16 protein-coding genes are annotated in these 18,647 nt (G+C 72.2%); 5 read left to right on the forward strand and 11 right to left on the reverse strand.

The window, feature by feature from the left end; translation table 11 throughout:
- Window positions 1-9 precede the first annotated feature (9 nt).
- Complete coding sequence (locus ETD85_RS31155) at window positions 10-1,260, reverse strand: arginine deiminase (RefSeq protein ID WP_138693375.1); 1,251 nt, start codon at window positions 1,258-1,260, stop codon at window positions 10-12.
- Window positions 1,261-1,280: 20 nt separating this feature from the next.
- Window positions 1,281-2,675: a basic amino acid/polyamine antiporter gene (locus ETD85_RS31160; protein WP_138693376.1), complete on the reverse strand. Its 1,395-nt coding sequence runs from the start codon at window positions 2,673-2,675 to the stop codon at window positions 1,281-1,283.
- Between the two features lie 192 nt (window positions 2,676-2,867).
- On the opposite strand from ETD85_RS31160, the gene ETD85_RS31165 reads away from it, so the two are divergent.
- On the forward strand, window positions 2,868-3,305 hold the full coding sequence (locus ETD85_RS31165) for a VOC family protein (RefSeq protein WP_138693377.1): 438 nt from the start codon (window positions 2,868-2,870) through the stop codon (window positions 3,303-3,305).
- A 497-nt stretch (window positions 3,306-3,802) separates the two neighbouring features.
- Here the strand turns inward: ETD85_RS31165 and ETD85_RS31170 are convergent, their stop codons facing one another.
- Entirely contained in the window at window positions 3,803-4,012 is a 210-nt protein-coding gene (locus ETD85_RS31170) for an ArsR/SmtB family transcription factor (protein ID WP_420847257.1), read from the reverse strand.
- A gap of 63 nt (window positions 4,013-4,075) precedes the next feature.
- Between ETD85_RS31170 and ETD85_RS31175 the strand changes: the two genes are divergently transcribed.
- Both ETD85_RS31175 and ETD85_RS31180 read left to right on the forward strand, forming a co-directional pair.
- Window positions 4,076-4,720 carry an SDR family NAD(P)-dependent oxidoreductase gene (locus ETD85_RS31175; RefSeq protein ID WP_240779550.1) on the forward strand — a complete coding sequence of 215 codons (645 nt, stop codon included), beginning with the start codon at window positions 4,076-4,078 and terminating at the stop codon, window positions 4,718-4,720.
- A 165-nt stretch (window positions 4,721-4,885) separates the two neighbouring features.
- Entirely contained in the window at window positions 4,886-6,586 is a 1,701-nt protein-coding gene (locus ETD85_RS31180; RefSeq protein WP_138693379.1) for an HAL/PAL/TAL family ammonia-lyase, read from the forward strand.
- 21 nt (window positions 6,587-6,607) lie between these two features.
- Here the strand turns inward: ETD85_RS31180 and ETD85_RS31185 are convergent, their stop codons facing one another.
- Window positions 6,608-7,420, reverse strand: a complete 813-nt coding sequence (locus ETD85_RS31185) for a class I SAM-dependent methyltransferase (RefSeq protein WP_138693380.1) — start codon at window positions 7,418-7,420, stop codon at window positions 6,608-6,610.
- A gap of 137 nt (window positions 7,421-7,557) precedes the next feature.
- Between ETD85_RS31185 and ETD85_RS31190 the strand changes: the two genes are divergently transcribed.
- A complete protein-coding gene (locus ETD85_RS31190; RefSeq protein ID WP_240779551.1) occupies window positions 7,558-8,277 on the forward strand; it encodes a hypothetical protein in 720 nt (239 codons plus the stop codon).
- Between the two features lie 31 nt (window positions 8,278-8,308).
- Here the strand turns inward: ETD85_RS31190 and ETD85_RS31195 are convergent, their stop codons facing one another.
- From ETD85_RS31195 to ETD85_RS31220, 6 genes are all read right to left on the reverse strand, one after another.
- Window positions 8,309-8,794 (reverse strand): DUF4396 domain-containing protein, encoded by a 486-nt coding sequence (locus tag ETD85_RS31195; RefSeq protein WP_240779552.1) that lies wholly within the window; start codon window positions 8,792-8,794, stop codon window positions 8,309-8,311.
- A gap of 85 nt (window positions 8,795-8,879) precedes the next feature.
- Window positions 8,880-12,026, reverse strand: coding sequence for an ATP-binding protein (locus ETD85_RS31200; protein WP_138693381.1), 3,147 nt, complete (start codon window positions 12,024-12,026; stop codon window positions 8,880-8,882).
- A gap of 174 nt (window positions 12,027-12,200) precedes the next feature.
- A complete protein-coding gene (locus ETD85_RS31205) occupies window positions 12,201-12,626 on the reverse strand; it encodes an SH3 domain-containing protein (RefSeq protein ID WP_138693382.1) in 426 nt (141 codons plus the stop codon).
- A 164-nt stretch (window positions 12,627-12,790) separates the two neighbouring features.
- The gene (locus ETD85_RS31210) at window positions 12,791-13,765 is read right to left on the reverse strand and encodes a C40 family peptidase (RefSeq protein ID WP_138693383.1); all 975 of its coding nucleotides are present in this window, start codon (window positions 13,763-13,765) and stop codon (window positions 12,791-12,793) included.
- A gap of 100 nt (window positions 13,766-13,865) precedes the next feature.
- Complete coding sequence (locus tag ETD85_RS31215) at window positions 13,866-15,239, reverse strand: MBL fold metallo-hydrolase (RefSeq protein WP_138693384.1); 1,374 nt, start codon at window positions 15,237-15,239, stop codon at window positions 13,866-13,868.
- A gap of 124 nt (window positions 15,240-15,363) precedes the next feature.
- Window positions 15,364-15,618, reverse strand: coding sequence for a DUF4235 domain-containing protein (locus tag ETD85_RS31220; protein ID WP_240779553.1), 255 nt, complete (start codon window positions 15,616-15,618; stop codon window positions 15,364-15,366).
- A gap of 129 nt (window positions 15,619-15,747) precedes the next feature.
- Between ETD85_RS31220 and ETD85_RS31225 the strand changes: the two genes are divergently transcribed.
- Window positions 15,748-16,149, forward strand: coding sequence for a VOC family protein (locus tag ETD85_RS31225; protein ID WP_138693386.1), 402 nt, complete (start codon window positions 15,748-15,750; stop codon window positions 16,147-16,149).
- A gap of 71 nt (window positions 16,150-16,220) precedes the next feature.
- Here ETD85_RS31225 and ETD85_RS31230 read toward each other — a convergent pair whose 3' ends face one another.
- Window positions 16,221-18,347: a PP2C family protein-serine/threonine phosphatase gene (locus tag ETD85_RS31230; RefSeq protein WP_206058778.1), complete on the reverse strand. Its 2,127-nt coding sequence runs from the start codon at window positions 18,345-18,347 to the stop codon at window positions 16,221-16,223.
- Between the last annotated feature and the right edge of the window lie 300 nt (window positions 18,348-18,647).

Consider the following 18,647-nt stretch of genomic DNA (forward strand, 5'->3'; position numbering starts at 1 on the left):
TCAGCGGAGTCAGACGGCGTCGCGCTGGATGGGGCAGGTCATGCAGTGCGCGCCGCCGCGGCCCTTGCCCAGCTCGAAGCCTTCGATCTCGATCACCTCGACGCCGTGGTCACGCAGCTTGCGGTTGGTGAACTGGTTCTTGTGGTAGCCGATGACCACGCCGGGCGACACGGCGAAGAAGTTGTTGCCGGAGTCCCACTGCTCGCGGGCCTGCTGGAAGTCGTCGCCGCCGGTCGGGATGACCTCCAGCCGGCTCAGGCCGAGCGCCTCCTCCACCGCGCCGATGAAGTCGGCGTCCTGGCGGACCTCCAGCGTGCCGGGCTTGTCGCCGGGACGCAGCGACCAGGTGCGGGCGGTCTCCAGGAACGGCGGGTGGGCCGTGGCCTTGTCGGCGTCCAGCAGGGTGAAGACGGTGTCGAGGTGCATCCAGGAGCGCTGCTTCGGGATGTCCACGGCGATGACGCGCTGCGCGGCGCCGGCCGCGAACAGCGACAGCGCGACGTGCTCGACGGTGCGCGGATTGGTGCGCTCGGACAGGCCGATGGCGACCGCGCCGTTCCCGATGGGCATCATGTCGCCGCCCTCCATCGCGGAGGTGCCGTAGTCCTCCTCGTTGAAGCGCCCGTCGTCGCCGGCGGCCGGGTACCAGTAGGCGAAGTCCTCGTGGGCGAACATCGGGTGGTGGTGGTAGATCGTCGACTGGTTCATGGTCTCCAGCAGGCGGGCATGGTAGAACATCGGGTTGAGCGAGACGCCGCCGTACAACCAGGCCGACGGGTCGCGCTGGTAGAGCGTGTTGGGCAGGGGCGGCAGGACGAACCCGCCGGGGTCGGCCGAGGCGGCCACCAGCGAGCGGTCGTCCAGGGCGGACGTCCCGTACTCCTGCTTGGTCAGGCCGCCGATGAGGTGGGTGGCGAGCTTCTCGCCGCTCCACCCGGCGAGCGTCTCGCGCACGGCGTCGACCAGCGCCGGGCCCACGGTCAGATGGGTGACGGCCGCTTCGATGGCGTGCTGCTTGGCCTCGAAACCGTTGTCCAGCGCCTCGGCGAGCAGCTGCTGGTGGTAGAAGACCTCGACGCCGCGCTCGCGGAGCACGGCCACGAACTCGTCGTGCTCGCGCTGGGCCTGGTCGACCCAGAGGATGTCGTCGAACAGCAGGTGGTCGCGGTTTTCGGGCGTGAGCCGCTTCATGCTCAGCTCCGGCCGGTGCACGATGACCTTGCGCAGCGTGCCGACCTCTGAGTGGACGCCGTAGGACATGTCAGTCTCCTTGATCGTTCCTAGATGGTCACGAAGCCGGTGGCCAGCCCGATGACGCCGACGACGGCTCCCGCGGTGACCACGAGGAACAGGACGAGCTCGGCGGGGGAGAACAGGCGCCTGCCGTGCTCGCGGCGGGTGATGGCGAACAGGATCGTGCCGGGCGCGTAGACGACGCACGACAGCAGCAGGAACTCCAGCCCCGCGGCGAAGATGAGGAACGCCGTGTAGATGACGGCGAGCGCGGCCACCAGGAGCTGCCTGACGGTGCCGCCGAGCCTGACCGCGTATCCCGCCGCCAGCAGGTACGGCACCAGCGACAGCGCGCTGGTCAGCTTGAGCGTGAAGGTGAAGGCGTCGTCGGAGAAGAGCGTGATGACGAGCACGGCGGTGATCAGCGTGCTGGTCAGGACGAGGGCGGCCGCCGGAGTGCCGTGGCGGTTCTCGCGCCGCAGGAAGGCCGGCATGTCGTCGTCCTTGGCCGCCACGAACAGCACCTCGGCCGCCATCAGCGTCCAGGCCAGGTAGGCGCCGAGCACCGAGACGATGAGGCCGGCGCTGATGAGGACCGCGCCCCACGTGCCCACGGCCGACTCCAGCACGCCCGCCATGGACGGCTGGCGCAGCCCCTCCATCCGCGCCTTGGGCAGGGCCGCGTACGACAGGAGCGTGACCGAGGCGAACAGGGCCAGCACCCCGAGGAAGCCGAGCACGGTGGCCCGTCCCACGTCCTCACGCCTGCGCGCATACCGGGAGTAGACGCTGGCGCCCTCGACGCCGAGGAAGACGAAGACGGTGACCAGCATCGTGGCCCTGACTTGCTCGAACAGCGGCCCGTCGCCCCACAGGTTCGCGTGGAAGGTGCCGGACTTGAAGGTGATGGCGAGGATCAGCACGAACAGCAGGATCGGAATGACCTTGGCCACGGTCACGACCTTGTTGATCGCGGTGGCCTCCTTGACCCCGCGCAGGATCATGAAGTGGAAGCCCCACACGCACACGATGGACACCGCGACCGCCGCGAGCGTGTTCCCCTCGCCGAAGCCGGGGACGAGCGCACCCAGGGTGGACTTGATCAGCACCCAGTAGGAGACGTTGCCGACGCAGGCGCTGGCCCAGTAGCCGAAGGCGGAGAAGAATCCGGGATACTCGCCGAAGCCCGCCTTGGCGTAGGCGTAGACGCCGGCGTTCAGCTCAGGCTTGCGTACGGCGAGCGTCTGGAAGACGAAGGCCAGCATCAGCATGCCCGCACCGGCGATCACCCAGGCGACGACCGCGCCGAACACGCCAGTGGCCTGGGCGAAGTTACGCGGAAGGGAGAACACCCCGGCGCCGACCATCGATCCGACGACCATGGCGGTCAGTGTCGTCAGCGGCAGCTTCTGAGCCGCCGGGCTCGCCTCGGTGGCGCTCATGGATGACCTCCGTCCGGAGTGGCTCGCCGCCACCTCGGATCGATCTCCACAATGGCTACCCGGAATTCCTGTTGAGCCAAGTTATTGCCTAATATCGGCGCAAGTTTCGTTTGTCAGAGCATTGAGTATTATTTACCTGAGTGAATTTGTTGCCTCTGACCTGCCCGAACGAAGTCTGGACAGTGGTTCCTCATGGCCGTGAGAATCGATCTGACCCTCGACTGCGCGGACGCGCAACTCCTCGCCGCGTTCTGGAAGGCGGCGCTCGGATACGTCGACGAGCCGCCGCCGGCCCCTTTCGCCACGCGCGAGGAGTGGCTCGCGCAGTTCGACCTGCCGGAGGAGGAGTCCGCGGACGACGCCGCGTGGCTCTGCGCTCCGGACGGCACCGGCCCCCGGCTGTCCATACTCAAGGTTCCTGAGCCCAAAACGGCAAAGAACCGGCTGCACCTGGACATCCGCGTGCCCGGTCACGGTGATCCCGGCGAGCGGTGGGAGCGGGTCCGGGCGGAGTCCGAGCGGCTGGTGAAGGCGGGCGGGACGGTCGTGGCGGAGTTCCACGGGCACCATGTCGTCATGGCCGACCCGGAGGGCAACGAGTTTTGCGTCGCCGCGGAGGCCGCGGGCTGATCCACAGGCTTACGGGCGATTCGCGGGCTGCCGCGCGCCCCATTCGGGAGGCTGCGGGCTGATCCGCGCGCGCCCCATCGACCGCCGGCCGACGAGTGACATGCCATGCGGACTTGTGCCGCCCCGCGGTCATGTCACGTTCGCCGGCCCGGCGAGCCCACTCAGCGGCGACGCCGGCGACGACGGGCGCTCCGGCTGCTGTCGGAGCCGCCTCCGCTACCTGATCCCGGGATGGGATACGGCTCGTACGGCGCCCTGACGCGTAGCAACGCAGGTGCGAAGTAGTGCTTTATCGACATGACATCCCCTCGTGTGATCACGTGCCGGGGCGATAGTTCCGCGCCGGTACTCGCTACTGAACCATTCACCCTCCTCCAACCACCTGATAGATACCGATACTTCCCCAAAAGACGATATAAGAGACATTTCGACCAGGGGTTTACCGTCCGCCACCACAGAGGTTGCCTACGGCGCGGATGACCCCCCTCAGGGAGCAATCAAGCAGGTGTGCCGGCCTGCACGCCCACCTGCCGGCCGACGTCCTCGTCCTCCGCCGCGGCCAGCACCGCCTCCATCAACCCGGGGAAGCGGACCTGCAGATCCGCCGACCGCAGGATGACGAAACAGCGGGTGCCTTCCTGCCGGGTGCGCGTCAGCCCGGCGTCGCGCAGCACGCGCAGATGGTGGCTGAGCGTCGATTTCGCCACCGGCGCCCGCAACTCCCCCCAGCCGCGCTCGCCTTCGCCGGCGCGGGGGCGCACGTCCTTGGCGTGGGCCGCCGCCCCGACGCGCTCCGGCAGACCGCCGCCCAGCATCCCGGCATCGCCGTCCTGGCCGCCGACCTGACCGCGGACGGCGCGCCCCAGGCGGTGATCGACGCGGTGGCCGACCGCTGGGGACGGCTGGACGTCCTGGTCAACAACGCCGGCGCCACCGCCGTCATGCCCCTGGCCGACACCGACGCCGAGCGCGTCGCCGGCCTGCTGGCGCTCAACGTCATCGCCCCGAGCCTGCTCGCCCAGGCCGCGCTCCCGCACCTGCGCGCCCACCGCGGCGCGATCGTCAACGTCTCCAGCACCTACGGGCACCGCCCGCTGCCCGGGGCCGCCCACTACGCCGCCTCCAAGGCCGCGTTGGAGCAGCTCACCCGGAGCTGGGCGCTGGAGCTCGCCGCCGACGGCATCCGCGTCAATGCCGTGGCCCCCGGCCCCACCGCCAGCGAGGCCCTGGCCGCGGCCGGCCTGTCCGAGGCCGCCGTCCAGCAGCTAGAGCGGGACGAGGCCGCCCGCATCCCGCTCGGCCGCCGGGGCACGCCCGAGGAGGTGGCCGGCTGGCTCGTCCACCTGGCCGACCCCGCCGCGACCTGGCTCACCGGCCAGGTCCTCACCGTGGACGGCGGTCTGGAGCTCGTCTGAGCCCGCCGCGCCAGCACGATAGCGGGGTTAACGCTGGTCAAATGACCAGTCGAGGATGAGTCAGCACTTGTCATGCCGGTGCTGCGCCATCCTGGCGTTTCCTGGCCCTCTGCCTATAAACGGAGCTGTCTTGATCTTCGTTTCAACGCGCCGGGGGACAGATCGATGAGCCACGTAGGACGTATGGCGGCGGGTGCCGGCCTGCTCGCCGCCCTGCTCGTGCCGGGGCCCGCGATCGCCGAGCCCGCCATGCCGCAGGTCGGGCCCACCCCGCTCGCGCCCGTGCCCGCGTCACAGGCGCTGAACCTGGTGCTCGACGGCACCTCGCTGTCGCTCAGGACCGCCTTCGCGATCCTCGACGGCCGTCCTGTCACCGCCCGGCTCGACCCGGGGGCGCGGGCGAACATGGTGGAGGCCCGCACGGGAGCGCTCGCCGCGCTGGAGGGCCAGCGGGTCTACGGCTGGAACCAGGCGCTCGGCCCGCTGAAGGACCGGCCGCTCTCGCCCGAGGAGGCGGAGCAGTTCCAGCGCAACGTCCTGCGCTCGCACGCGGCGGGCATCGGGGAGCCGCTGCCGGACAACGTCGTCAGACTGGCGCTCGTGCTCAAAGCGAACCAGATGGCCAGGGCCAAGGTCGGGGTGCGGCCCGAGGTGCCCGAGCGCCTGCTGGCCATGGTCGGCGCGGGCGTCGTCCCCCGGATGCCGCAGATCGGCTCGCTGGGCACCGGTGACCTGCAGCCGCAGGCGGCGGCCGGGCTGGCGGCCATCGGCGAGGACGCGCCCGTGCGCTACCAGGGCGTGGAGGGCCCCGCGTCCGTGCTGCTGCCGAGGGCCGGGCTGCCGCGGACCTTCACCCTCCAGGCGGGGGAGGCGCTGCCGATCATCAGCGGCAGCACCGTCCTGGCCGCCACGCTGATTGACGCCGTGCGCCGCGCCACCGTGCTCGCCGACCAGGCGGAGGGGGCCTTCGGCCTGTTCATGGAGGCGACCAGGGCCGAGCTGGGCTCGCTCGACGCGCGTACGCACGAGGAACGGCACATCCCCGAGCAGAACGCCGTCGCCGCGCGGCTGCGCGCCATGGTCGCCGGCTCCGGCTGGATGACGGAGGAAGGCCGCAGGCGGCTGGACCCGGTCAACTATCACCCGCGGATCCAGGACGCGGTGTCGGTGCGGGCGGCTCCGCACATCATGGCCGGGCTGCGGCAGGTGCTCGCCGCCACCCGCCGGACCCTGGTACGCGAGGCGAACTCCTCCACCTCCAACCCGCTGATCTTCAAGCGGAAGAACGGCACCGGGTACGAGTTCGTGATGGGCGGCAACTGGGACGGCTCCGTCATGGGCCACCTCGCCGACTCGCTGAACGCCGAGATCACCGACGTCGGGGTGCTCTCGCAGGAGCTGTCCGGGCGGCTGCTGTCGCCCACGTGGAGCTACGGCCTGCCCGCCAACCTCGCCGGCGGGACCGTCGGCCTGAACTCGGGAATGGTCCAGGTGCAGACCGTCGCGGCCGCGCTGGTTCCGGAGATGCAGGTGCGGGCCACGCCGGCGGGCACGCTGTCCCGCCCGGTCAAGGACGGGCAGGAGGACCACAACACGATGGCGATGGCCTCGGTCCGCAACCTGCACGAGAACCTCGACCGGCTCGAAGCCGTCCTGGCCGTCCAGTACCTCATGGCGGCCCAGGGCATCGACCTCATCGCGCAGAAGATGTCCGGGCTCCAGCTCGGCGCCGGCACGCGGAGGCTGTGGGCCGAGCTCAGGCGCTACATCCCGGCGCTGGGCGAGGACCGCTACCTGACGCCCGACCTGGAGCGGGCGGTCACGCTGGTGCACGACCGGCGCCTCGTACCGGTCACCGGGGCCTGACGGGGCGCGGCGTCCCGAACGTCACGCGGCCGCCTCCGGGAGGCGGGTGGCCTTGACGGAGTACATCAGCGGGACGCGTGGCCGTCCCCCGGGCAGCCGGTAGCCTCCTTCGCGGACCTCCAGGCTGCCGAAACGCTGGAAGAGCGTGTGGTCGTGCTCGTGCAGGAAGTCGATGCGCAGCCCGGCCGCGGCCAGCGCGGAGACCACCTCGCCCAGCGGGTGCTGGAACTGGACGGAGGTGCTGTTCGCCACCTCGCCGGTGCCGGCATAGGTCCGCGGGTCGTTCCAGACCTGCGGATCGCCGGCGAAGTAGTCGTGGGTGACGGTCGACCCGGTGGCGTCGTCCAGCGTGTCGGCGAAGGGGTGGAACTCCGACAGGTACAGGAAGCCGCCCGGCTTGAGCAGCGCGGCGACCACCTCGGCCCAGCGCCGCATGTCGGGCAGCCAGACGAGCGCGCCGATGCCGGTGTAGACGATGTCGTAGGAGCCGCCCAGGGCGGCGGGCGCGTCGTAGACGTCCGCGGCCACGAACCGCGCCTCCAGCCCGCACTCCCGCGCGAGCGCGGCGGCCGCCTCGACGGCCCGCTCCGACAGGTCGAGGCCGCTGACGTGCGCGCCGCGCCTGGCCCAGCCCAGGGTGTCGAGCCCGAAGTGACACTGCAGGTGAGCCAGCGACTTGCCGGTGACGTCGCCGACCTCGCCGATCTCGAAGCCCCGTAGCGGGTCCCTGCCCGCCTTGAAACCGGGGACGTCGTAGAAGTCGCTGGCGACGTGGATGGGCACGCGGTCGTTCCAGTTGGCCCGGTTGACCGCCAGGTAGTCGATCTCGCTCATGACCGTCGAGCTTAGGGTCGCCCTGGCGCCGGCCCAACCTCATTTTCCGGTGGGACGCCGGCGTTGTATACCCTAGGGGGGTATGGTAATTTCTTGGCGAATCGACGATCTGTCGGATACCCCCATGGAGGCACCACATGTCCGGCGACGGCTACACCCTCAACCCGCTGACCTCCGTCGAGGCCGGCCAGGCCACCGGCTTCCGCTTCACCGTGACCGGGCCCGACGGCGCGCCGGTGACCGGCTACCAGGTCCAGCACGACAAGAAGCTCCACTTCATCGTCGTCTCGCGGGACCTGACGACGTTCCAGCACCTGCACCCGGAGCTGGGCGACGACGGGGTCTGGACGGTCCGGCTGACGCTGCACGACCCGGGCGCCTACCGGGCCTTCGCCGACTTCACGCCCGCCGGGGGCAGCGGCCTGACCTTGAGCGCCGACCTGCTGGTCGGCGGCGACCACACGCCGAAGCAGCTGCCGGTGACCGGCCGGACGGCCGAGGTGGACGGCTACACGGTCACCCTGGCCGGTGACCTGGTGCCCGGCCGGGCCGGCCTGCTCACGCTCGGCGTGCACAAGGACGGCCGGCCGGTCACGGACCTGCAGCCCTATCTGGGCGCGTACGGGCACCTGGTCGCCCTGCGCGCCGGCGACCTCGCCTACCTCCACGTGCACCCGGAGGACAGCGACCAGGCGGGGCCGGAGATCACCTTCCACGCCGAAGTGCCGAGCGACGGCGACTACCGGCTGTTCCTGGACTTCCAGCACGAGGGCAAGGTCCGCACCGCGGCCTTCACCGCCCGGGCCGAGGCCAGGCGGCCCGGCGAGGACGCGCCCCATGGGCACCACGCGCACTGATCGCCCGGGCGGTCGAGGGCGCGCGGCGCCCTCAGTGTCCCGAGTGGTACTGGTGCGTCACCGCGTGGCCCTTGCCCCGCGAGATCAGCCACTTGTTCACCGGTGTCGTCAGCACGAAGGCCACCAGCAGGGACCCGGCCAGCGACGCCCAGAACAGCAGGCTCGTCAGCCCGGCGTCCATCGCGCCGGGCACGATCAGCATCACCGCGTTGTCCAGGATCTCCATCATCGCGATGGAGATGGTGTCGGCGGCCAGCGCGACCCTCAACGCGGTGCGGAAGTCCACGCCGGCGCGAAGCACCCCGCGCATCGTCAGCGCGTAGCCGAACACGAAGGCCAGCGCCACGGACAGCACCACGGTGACGAGGTTGGACAGCCCGGCGGCGGTGCCGATGACCATGCCCAGCACCTCGCCGATGGCACAGCCGGTCAGGCAGTGCAGGGTCGCCTGCGCGGCCATCCGCCAGGTGGCGGCCGGCGGGGTGGGGTGCGTGGCCTGGTGACCGCTGTGATCCACGATGACACTCCTTCGTCGCGAAAGAAAGAGTGTACGGGTATGGGGTATCGAAGCGAAATGCGTGGTGGCAGCACGCGTTCGCCGCTCACCTCGTCGACGGGTCGCCCAGTGCGGCCAGCCGGTCGAGTGCGTCCTGGCGTGGCAGGTCCGCGCCCGCGCGATAGGCCGTGCGGTAGCCGTCCGCCCCGAGCCGTTCCGTGAGCCCGGCGATCAGCGCGCGCACCTCCGGGTCGCCCTCGTCCAGCTGGCCGCGCAGCACCGCGCTCATCCCCAGCGCCGTCGCCGCGCCGGCCGGATCGTCCGCCAGCGCCCGCAGCCCCGCCAGCAGCTCCGCCGCCCAGGCCAGGCCGTCCGCCTCCCCTTGCGCGCACACCACGCGGACGGCCTGCGGCAGCAGCTCGCGAGCCGCCCCCACCGCCCCCTCGGCCAGCCGGTTGGCCATCCGGAAGCCGGCGACCGCGTCGCTGGGCATGCCTTCGGCGGACGGCAGCCGCCGGGCCAGCGCCTCCATCCTGTCCAGGGCCTGATCGGCCCGCTCCAGGTCCTTCGCGAGGCGGTGCGCGCAGGCCAGCAGCGCCTGCATGTTGGCCTCGACCCGCCGGTGCCCTCGCTGCCTGGCCAGGTGCAGGGCGGCGTGGATGTCGCGCAGCGCGCCCTCCAGATCCCCGGCGTTCATCCGCTCGCGCGCGAGCCTGCTCTTGGTCCAGTAGAGGTGCATCTCCGTGCCGAGCTCCGAGCCGATCGCGACGGCTCGCTCCGCGACCGCGACGGCCTGCTCGTGCTCGGCGCGCAGGGAGTGGTCGCGGCTGATCTGCAGCAGGCTCATCACCAGCCCCCACCGATCGCCGACCGCCTCGAACCCGCGCAGCGCCTCCTGCCGGTCCTTGACGCCGGTCAGCAGGTCGCCCTGCTCCACCCGGACGTGGTCCCGGGTCCAGAGCACGCTGGCGCGCACCCACGGATCAGGAGAGCTCACCGCCTGCCGGACCTCGGCCCGGACGAGGGCGGGATCGTTCGCGACCGACGCCAGCTGCACCATCCGCAGCATCGGCACGGCGGGGTGGTAGGCCATCGTGGCCGCCGGGTCCGCGTCCGTGATCGGCCGGACGGCGAGCAGCGGGCCGGTCGCGCTCTGGATCACGCCGAAGGCGGCGTGCACCTGGCGGGGCAGCGCGTCGCCGAACGCGAGCACCTCGGCCACGGCGCCGGCGTACTGGGTGGTCATCCCTCTGAGCCCCCAGTACCAGAACAGCGATCTGACGAATGCGGCCGCCGTGGGCGCGTCCCCGGCGTCCAGGGCCATCCGCAGCGCCAGAGCCAGGTTGTCGTACTCGGCGTCGAAGACGTCGATCGCGCGCAACTGGTCTCTGGTGCGCAGCAGCGGCTCGTGCTCCTCGGCCAGCGCCAGGAAGTAGCCGGTGAAGCGCGCGGAGACGTCGTCGTCCGACGCGGCGAGCCGGGAGGCCGCGTACGCCCTGATCGTCTCCAGCATGAGGTAGCGGTCACCGGCCTGCTGGACGATGGACTTCTCGACGAGCGAACCGGCCACGTACAGGACGTCCTCCGCCGGCAGCGACTCATCCGAGCAGACCGCCTCCAACGCGGCCAGACTCGCCCCTCCCGGGAACGCCGACAGCCGGCGGGCCAGCACCCGCTCGGGCTCGTCCAGCAGGTCCCAGCTCCACTCGACCACGGCCAGCAGCGTGCGCTGGCGCGGCAGCGCGGTCCGGCTCCCCGAGGTCAGCAGCCGGAACCGGTCGTCCAGCCGGCGGGCGATCTGCTCCACGCTCATCGAGCGCAGCTTGGCCGCGGCCAGCTCCAGGGCCAGCGGCATCCCGTCGAGCCCGCGGCAGATCTCCAGCACCGCCTCCAGGGTGGAGCCGTCGAGCGCGAACCCCGGCCGGACGCTCGCCGCCCGGTCCGCGAACAGGCGCACCGAGGCCGCCGCTGCCGCCTCCGCGAGCTCCGGCTCGCCCGAAGGCACCTCCAGCGGGCCCAGGTGGCACAGCGACTCCCCGGTGATCGCCAGCGGCTCCCTGCTGGTGGCCAGGATCCTGAGCTGCGGCAGCCGTTCCAGCAGCCGGCCGGCCAGCTGCGCCGCCGCCTCGACCAGGTGCTCGCAGTTGTCCAGCACCAGCACGGCATCGCCGACGTCGAGCCGCTCGGCCATCAGCTCCACGGGATCGGCCTGCGGCGACTGCCCGCCGCCGAACAGGCCGCCGAGCGCGCCGAGCACCGCGTCGGAGAGTTGATCCGGCGCGCCGACACTGGCCAGCGGCGCGAACCAGACCCGGCCGCGCCCGTAGGCCCGGTCACGGGTCGCCGCCTCCAGCGACAGCCGCGTCTTGCCCGCGCCGCCGGGCCCGACGATCGTGACCAGCCGGGCCGCGGCCATCAGCCCGGCGAGCTGGTCCAGCTCGCCCTCCCTGCCGATGAAGCTGGTCAGCCGCGCGGGCAGCCGGCTCGCCGCCACCTCGGGCTGGGCGACCGGCCGGTCGAGCTCGCCGCGGAGCAGGGCGAGATGGACCTCCTGCAGCTCGGGCGACGGGTCGACGCCGAGCTCCTCGCTCAGCCTGCCGCGGATCTCCTCGTACGCCGCCAGCGCCTCCGACTGGCGTCCCGCCGCCGACAGGGCACGCATCCGCAGCTCCGCCAGCCGCTCGCGGAGCGGGTGCGCGGCGGCCGCCTGGCCGAGATCCGCCAGCGCCTCGGCATGGCGGCCCAGCCGCAGCTCCGCGTCGAAGCGGTCTTCGGTGGCCGCCACCCGCAGCTCGTCCAGCCTCGTGGCGGCGTTGCGCGCGAACGGGGCCTCCAGCACGTCCGCCAGCGCCGCGCCCCGCCACAGGCCGAGGGCCGCGCCGCCCAGGTCGGCCGCCTCCTGGAAGCGGCCCGCCGCCAGCTCCCGCCGGGCCTGCCCGGCCAGGTCCTCGAACCGGTGCGCGTCCACGTCCCCGGCGCGCACCGGCACCCGGTAGCCGCCCGCCACCAGCTCCACCGTGCCAGTCCCCGCCAGGGCCTTGCGCAGCCGTGACACCAGCCCCTGCAGCGCGGCCGCGGCCCCGGCCGGCGCCTCCGCGCCCCACAGGTCCTCCATGAGGGAGTCGGCGGACACCGGACGGCCCGCTTCGAGGGCGAGCCTGGCCAGCAGCATCCGCAACCGGGTGCCGGCGACGTCGACCGGCTTCGCGTCATCGGCGTAGACCTGAACCGGGCCGAGCAAGACGATTCGCACGCTGACAGCCTGCCACGCCGGCCACAGAGGATCTAACGGCACCGACCCGGCTGGACAGCCGGGAAAACCTGCGGTCCGCGGCTTCGCCCGGCCTGGTGGCGACGTGCGCGGCCGGGGCGGGCGCGGCTTCGCCCGGCCTGCTCGTGATGTGCGCGGCCGGGGCGGGCGCGGGGGTCAGCCCACCGACGAGCGGGCCCCCGCGCGGCGCTCGTCGAGGGGGCGCAAGACCCTCTTCCCGCACCTGGGCGCCACCGGCTCCATGGTCCCGGTGTAGACGAGGGCGTCGGCGACGTATTTCTCCGCGTACCGGTCGATCTTGTCCCACCAGGAGCTCCGGCCGTACAGGCCGTCGATGGACTCTCCCCACCGCACGCAGTAGACGGTGACCCTCGTGCCGTTGGCCAGGGGAGCGGCGGCGAAGCCGTAGTGGGTGCCCGGCCCGCTGCGGACGTTGAGGTTGCGCCCGTCGGTGGCGACCTGGCCGCTCCCCACCGCGAGCGCGGGCGGTGCGCCGATCGTGCCGGCGAGCACGGCCGCGACCGCCGTCACGGCGGCGGCCCGGACGGTGCGCCACCGCAGCGGCGACCTGGCAAAGATCATGGTACGACTCCTCGTCCTGGCGACCATCGCCATCACGTCAAACACTGACGCGAGACAGGAAGGCCGTCATGTCAGGAGAAAGCACCACAAGCGAGGTAGATCATTGCCCCACACTCCGGCCGGGCGCGGGCCCGCCGGTCGATCCCCGATCGAGTCCGGCCACGTCAGGGGCGGATCGCGCCGAGGAGGCGGTTGCGCCAGTAGGCGTCGAGGGGGACCACCTTGACGACGTCCCCGGTCTGCGGCGCGTGGACGATCTTCCCGTTCCCCGCGTACATGCCCACGTGCCCCAGCCCCTTGCTGAACAGCAGGTCACCGGGCTGCAGCGCGGTCAACGGGACGCGGCGGCCGGCGCCCCAGCTCCACTGGGTCCAGGTCGTACGGGGTAACGAGACGCCCGCGGTGCGCCAGGCGGCCTGGGTCAGGCCCGAGCAGTCGAAGGAGCCCGGCCCCGTGGCACCGTACCGGTACGGCTTGCCCACCTGGGCGAAGGCGAACTGGAGCGCCACGCGGGCGTTGCCCGAGGCCGGGCCGGTGTACCTGATGCCCGTGCTGCCGGGGTTGCCGGTCCGGTAGGCGCCCAGCCGGCGCAGGAGCCGGGTCTGCTCGGCGACCAGCCTGTCGGCCTCGGTCTTCTGGTCGCCCACCTTGTCGCGCGCTGCCTCGGCCTCCGCCAGCGCTCGCCGGGCCGTGTCGCGCCTGGTGCGCAGGTCCTTCGTGGCCGCCTCGAAGGCGCGCAGCTTCGCCGCCCTGCTCTGCGCGAGCTGGTCGAGCGAGGCCAGGCCGCTCAGAACGGTCTCCGGGCTGCCCTGGGCGACGAACCGCTCCCAGCCCCAGTACGGGCCCGACTGGTAGTCGCTGACCGCCGCCGTGACGAGATCGCTGCGCAGGACCTCCGCCTGCGCGTCCTTCTCCGCCAGCTCGTCGTTGAGCACGTCGTACTTCTTCTTGGCCGTCTTGTAAGCCTCGGTGGCCTGGTTGTACCGCTCGACCACCTGATCGGCCCGTTCGTTCAGCTTGACCAGCTTGGCCCTGGCCTGGGCGGGCGACGGATCGGCGACGGCGGCGCCGGGGCCGGCGAGTAACGCGGCCGATGCCAGGGCCGTGGCGGCTGCGGTTCGTCCAAGCCTTTTCGGCATGGTCACTGCGATGCCTCCTGAACCACCAGACTTGGGGCGAAATGCGTCGGTTCATGGGGAGGTACGCGCACTGCACCCGGCGCGTTCACCCCCATGCCGATCAGGTGGTGATGGGCAGCCCGGCGCCGGCCGCCGCGCCGAACTCGTCGTCGATGAGCACGACGGTGCGGCCCGCCCTGGCCAGCAGCGAGGCCGCGACGGTGGCGCGATAGCCGCTGCCGCAGTGCACCCAGACCGTGCCTCGCGGGAGCTCATCGATGCGTCGTTCGAGGTCGGGGAGCGGCAGGTGGGTGGCGCCGTCGATGTGGCCGGCCCGCCACTCGTTGCTCAGCCGCACGTCCAGGATCACCTCGGGCGCGTCGCCGGCGAGAGCGGCGGCCAGGTCCGCGAAGGTCGCGGTGGGGAGGGTGCGCAGCTGCGCCGGGTCGGCGGCGAGGTCCCGCGGCCGGCCCGTCGCGGCGGCGGCGACCCGGTCGATGCCGATGCGGGTCAGCTCGCGCTGGGCGGCGGTGATCTGCTCGGGCGTCTCGCCGATCAGGGTCACGGGGGAGCCCCAGCCGAGGAGCCAGCCCAGCCAGGTGGCCGGTGACCCGTCCAGCCCGAGGCCGATCGTGCCGGCCAGATGGGAGGCCGCGTACGCCGTACGGTGCCGCAGGTCCACCACCCACTCGCCGGCGTCCAGCCGTTCGCGCAGCTCCCCGGCGCCGGCCCGCGCGGGAGGGCGCAGATCCACCGGCTCGGGGCCGGTCCGGTTGATGGCGCCCACGTGGGCGTAATAGGCGGGATACACGCCCAGGCCCGCCAGCGTCTCGGTGACGAAGTCGTCCTCGGCGAGGCGCAGCGCCGGGTTGGTCCGGCTCTCGCGTTCGATGGTGGAGCAGTCGCCGGAGGTCTGGGCGGCCGAGCAGAAGCTGCCGAACCCGTGCGTGGGCCAGATCGCCGCGCCGCCCGGCAGCAGGCCGGCGAGCCTGCGCGCGGAGGCGTGCTGCTCCCTGGCCAGCGGCTCGGTGTGCTGCTCGCCGAGCAGGTCGGTGCGGCCGGTCGTGCCGATCAGCAGGGATCCGCCGGTGAAGACGCCTTCGGCCCCGGCCGGGCGCTCCAGGACGTAGGAGAGGTGGTGGAAGGTGTGGCCGGGCGTGGCCAGCGCGCGCAGGCGCAGCGCCGGTGAGACCTCGACGGTGTCGCCGTCGGCGAGCGGCGTGTGGTCGAACGGCACCTTGTCGGCCGCCGCGACGGAGTACCGGGCGCCGGTGAGCCTGGCCAGCTCCAGGCCGCCGGAGACGTAGTCGTTGTGCAGATGCGTCTCGACGATGTGGGTGACGCGGACGCCGAGCCGGCCCGCCAGGGCGAGGACGCGGTCGACGTCGCGTTGCGGATCGACGACGACCGCCGAGCCGCCGTCGGTGGCCAGGTAACTGCGATCCCCCAGCGACGAGGTCTCGATCACGTGCACGCCCGCCCCGTTGTCACTCAACACGCACTCCGCTCGCCGGCTCGAACTCCTGAGACTCCTGCTGCCCGGCCGGCGCCGTACTATCACGCGTAGTTGAGCACCGGCGTCGCCCGGCGTGCGGCGCGGGCCGGGCCGGGCCGGGGGGTCAGCTCTTGGACCGGCTCAGGACCGCACGGCGCCGGAACGTCTGCGCACCCGCGCGCTGCACCGCCGCCCTGGCCAGCCCGAAGATCGCGCCTTGCAGCGTGGCCGAGACGAGGACCTCCGTCCAGCCGCGCCCGAGGTCGTCGGCCTCGGGCGCCTCGTCCTGGCCCGAGGCCCGCTTCCACACCCGCCTGAAGAGCGCGGCCGCCAGCGCACCGCTCAGCAGGCTCATTCCCGTAGACAGGGTTTTCTCCATCGGGGGCATGTTCCGTCCTTTCCTCACGAGTGTGTGCCCGTGCCCCGTGTCACGCTCCTAAACACGCGGTCCCGGCCGGTCGCGTGCCTACGATGGCCTCGTGGATCTCCAGCAGCGGGCGGTGCCTGCATGGACGTGCTGAGCAGCCGGGTGCTGCTGCGGCCCGCCGAACCCGGGCGCAGCCGCCGCTTCTACGCCGAGACCCTCGGCCTGGCGGTCTACCGCGAGTTCGGCCCGCCGGACGCGCCGGGCACGGTCTTCTTCCTGGGCCAGGGCTTCCTGGAGGTCTCGGGGAAGGCTGAGTCCCCGGCTGAGTCCCCGGCCGCCGCCGGCGAGCTGTCGATCTGGCTCCAGGTGCGCGACGTCCGCCGCGAGGAGGAGCGGCTGCGGCGCGCGGGCGTCACGGTGCTGCGCGAGGCCCGATCGGAGCCCTGGGGCCTGATCGAGCTGTGGATCGCCGACCCCGACGGCCATCGCATCGTCCTGGTGGAGATCCCGCCCGACCATCCGCTGCGGCGCGACACCCGCTGAGGGTGCCGGGGAGCGGCCGGGCCACCCCGTGACGTACCGCGCGATCCGGTGACGGGCGGCGCCGGGAAGGCTCAGCCGGAGGCCGGGCGATGCTCGATGAGGAGCAGCGCGATGTCGTCGGCGCGCCTGCCGGTGTGCGGGGCGTGGTTGACGAGCAGGTCGCAGATCGCGTGCATGGGCTCGCTCGACGCGTGGGTCAGATGGCTGGCCAGGTCGCCGATGGCGACGTCCAGATCGATCTCGGGGGTCTCGACGAGGCCGTCGGTGTAGAGGGCGAGGACGGCCCCCGGCGGGAACGGCGCTTCGAGCGTGGGATAGTCGGCGTCGGGATCGACCCCCAGCAGCAGGCCGGCCGGCACGTCGATGATCTCGGCGGGCATGTTCGGCGGGCGCAGCAGCGGCGGCAGGTGCCCCGCGCTGGCCACGCACAGGGTGCGCAGCTGCAGGTCGAAGTGGATGAGCAGGCAGCTGGTGAACAGGTCCGTGTCCACGTCGATGAGCAGCCGGTTGGTGTGCTTGAGCACCTCGCCGGGATTGGCGCCGGCGACCGCGTGGGCGTGGATGGCGGTGCGCACCTGTCCCATGAGCGCGGCGGCCGTCATGTTGTGCCCCTGCACGTCGCCGATGACGGCCGCGGCGGAGGTGTCGTTCAGCCGGATCAGGTCGTAGAAGTCGCCGCCGATCCCGACGCCGCGGTTGGCGGGCACGTACCTGGCGGCCACCTCCAGGTCGGCGAAATCGGGCAGGCTGTTGGGCAGCAGCGTCTCCTGAAGGCTGTGGGCGAGCCGGTCCTTGGTGTCGTAGAGCAGGGCGCGGTCGAGGGCCTGGGCCGTGAGCCCCGCCAGGGCGGTGAGGCTGGAGCGCTCCTCGGCGGTGAACGTGTGGGGCTGGCCGAAGGCGAGCACGAACGTGCCGATGATCTCGTCGGAGACGGTCAGCGGCAGGAACGCCCAGGCGGCCATCTCGTCGTGCTGCACCGCCTCCGGATGGGCCTGCCGCAGCTCGTCCCAGTCGGCGAAGAACGCCGGCTCGCGGGTGCGCAGGACCTCCTCGGCCGGCGTGTGCGAGGTCAGCGGCAGGCCGTCGAACCGGTCGAGGACCTCGCTGTCATAACCATGGGAGCCGACGATCTTCATCCGGCGGCCCTCGGCGATCAGGATCGCCATGGCCTGCACCTTGAACACCGGCATCACGTGGTCGGCGACCAGCTCGACGATCTCGCGTACATTGAGCGCCCTGGTCAGGGCCGCCGCCATGTGCAGGAAGTTGTAGTACGCGTCCGCCTTCGCCATCCCGCCGGGGCCGGGATGATGCGGGTGACCGCGCGCCAGGTGATCGGCGAGGGCCGGGGTGAGGCGCAGGCTGATGCCGGTCGGATCCGGATAGAGCTTGATGTCCATCTCGCTGCCGTCGGGGCGCCGGGCCACGCAGGACGTGGGCTCCTGGCTGACCACCGCGGCCCGGCAGCGATCCTCGAACACCGCGTCCTGCAGCCAGCTCGCCGCCTCCCACAGCGGCTTGCCCAGCAGGCCGGTAACGTCGCCGCCGAGCTGGTCGGCCGCCGTGGCGCTGACGAAGGTGATGGACCCTTCCAGGTCCACGGCGACGCAGCCCTCGCGCAGCCGGTCGAGGTAGCCGGCGGCGGAGCCGTGGTCCGGGTTCTCCGGCCGGTCCCGCGCCGGATCGAGGACGCGGGGGCCGTCCCCCGGACGCGGCGGGTCCTCGCTCTCGGCCGCCTGCCGCAGCAGCTCGCTCAGCTCGCCGCAGGCGCGTTCGATGCTCTCGCGCTCGGCGGGAGCCAGCTCGTACGGGTGCGAGGCCGGCCAGATCAGCACCAGCGAGCCCCACACGTGCGAGTCGGTCATGATCGGCGCGGCGGCGGCCGCGAACGGGTACGGCAGCGCCAGCGCGGTCCCGGGGAAGCGCCAGGCCAGCTCCTCAGGACTGGGCACCCAGACCAGCTGCCGGCGGCGGACGGCCGCGGCGACGGGGACTCCGGCCGTCAGCCTGACCCTTGACCACGGCTTGACGATCTGGGCCGGCAGGCCGACCTCCGCGTCCATGAGCAGGATCTCGTCCGACTCGACGAGGAGATAGCTCGCGGCGATGTGCGCCCCCGTTTCACGGGCGGCACGGGCCAGCACCTGGTCCGACTCGTAGGCATACCGCGGGACGAGCCCGCCGGCGTCACCCTGCACGGGCTTACCCCGCTCCACCCTGCGGAGACATCGCTACGGAACCACCGGGACCGACCATGGCTCAACTGTAAGTGCCCATAACCGGAGCAAGAGCCCCCATTGCTGGATTCTGATGACTAAGTGGCAGGAACATGGCATTTACCGACGGCGGCCTGAGGTCCGCCTGGACGGTCCCGTAATGAACTTTCCGCACAGATCGCACATCCAATCGCCCGTGGACTTGTTGACCGAGGGGGACCCGCGACAGCTGGGCGGGTACTGGCTCTGTCTCCAACACGCCCCTGCGTCGTGCGACCATAA

This window comes from Nonomuraea zeae (genome assembly GCF_005889725.1).
GTDB classification, from domain to species: domain Bacteria; phylum Actinomycetota; class Actinomycetes; order Streptosporangiales; family Streptosporangiaceae; genus Nonomuraea; species Nonomuraea zeae.

Coding starts and splice junctions, on each gene's coding strand:
- ETD85_RS31155 (WP_138693375.1), bottom strand. CDS start 1,260: ATGTCCTACGGCGTCCACTCAGAGGTCGGCACGCTGCGCAAGGTCATC.
- ETD85_RS31160 (WP_138693376.1), bottom strand. CDS start 2,675: ATGAGCGCCACCGAGGCGAGCCCGGCGGCTCAGAAGCTGCCGCTGACG.
- ETD85_RS31165 (WP_138693377.1), top strand. CDS start 2,868: ATGGCCGTGAGAATCGATCTGACCCTCGACTGCGCGGACGCGCAACTC.
- ETD85_RS31180 (WP_138693379.1), top strand. CDS start 4,886: ATGAGCCACGTAGGACGTATGGCGGCGGGTGCCGGCCTGCTCGCCGCC.
- ETD85_RS31185 (WP_138693380.1), bottom strand. CDS start 7,420: ATGAGCGAGATCGACTACCTGGCGGTCAACCGGGCCAACTGGAACGAC.
- ETD85_RS31190 (WP_240779551.1), top strand. CDS start 7,558: ATGTCCGGCGACGGCTACACCCTCAACCCGCTGACCTCCGTCGAGGCC.
- ETD85_RS31205 (WP_138693382.1), bottom strand. CDS start 12,626: ATGATCTTTGCCAGGTCGCCGCTGCGGTGGCGCACCGTCCGGGCCGCC.
- ETD85_RS31210 (WP_138693383.1), bottom strand. CDS start 13,765: ATGCCGAAAAGGCTTGGACGAACCGCAGCCGCCACGGCCCTGGCATCG.
- ETD85_RS31220 (WP_240779553.1), bottom strand. CDS start 15,618: ATGGAGAAAACCCTGTCTACGGGAATGAGCCTGCTGAGCGGTGCGCTG.
- ETD85_RS31225 (WP_138693386.1), top strand. CDS start 15,748: ATGGACGTGCTGAGCAGCCGGGTGCTGCTGCGGCCCGCCGAACCCGGG.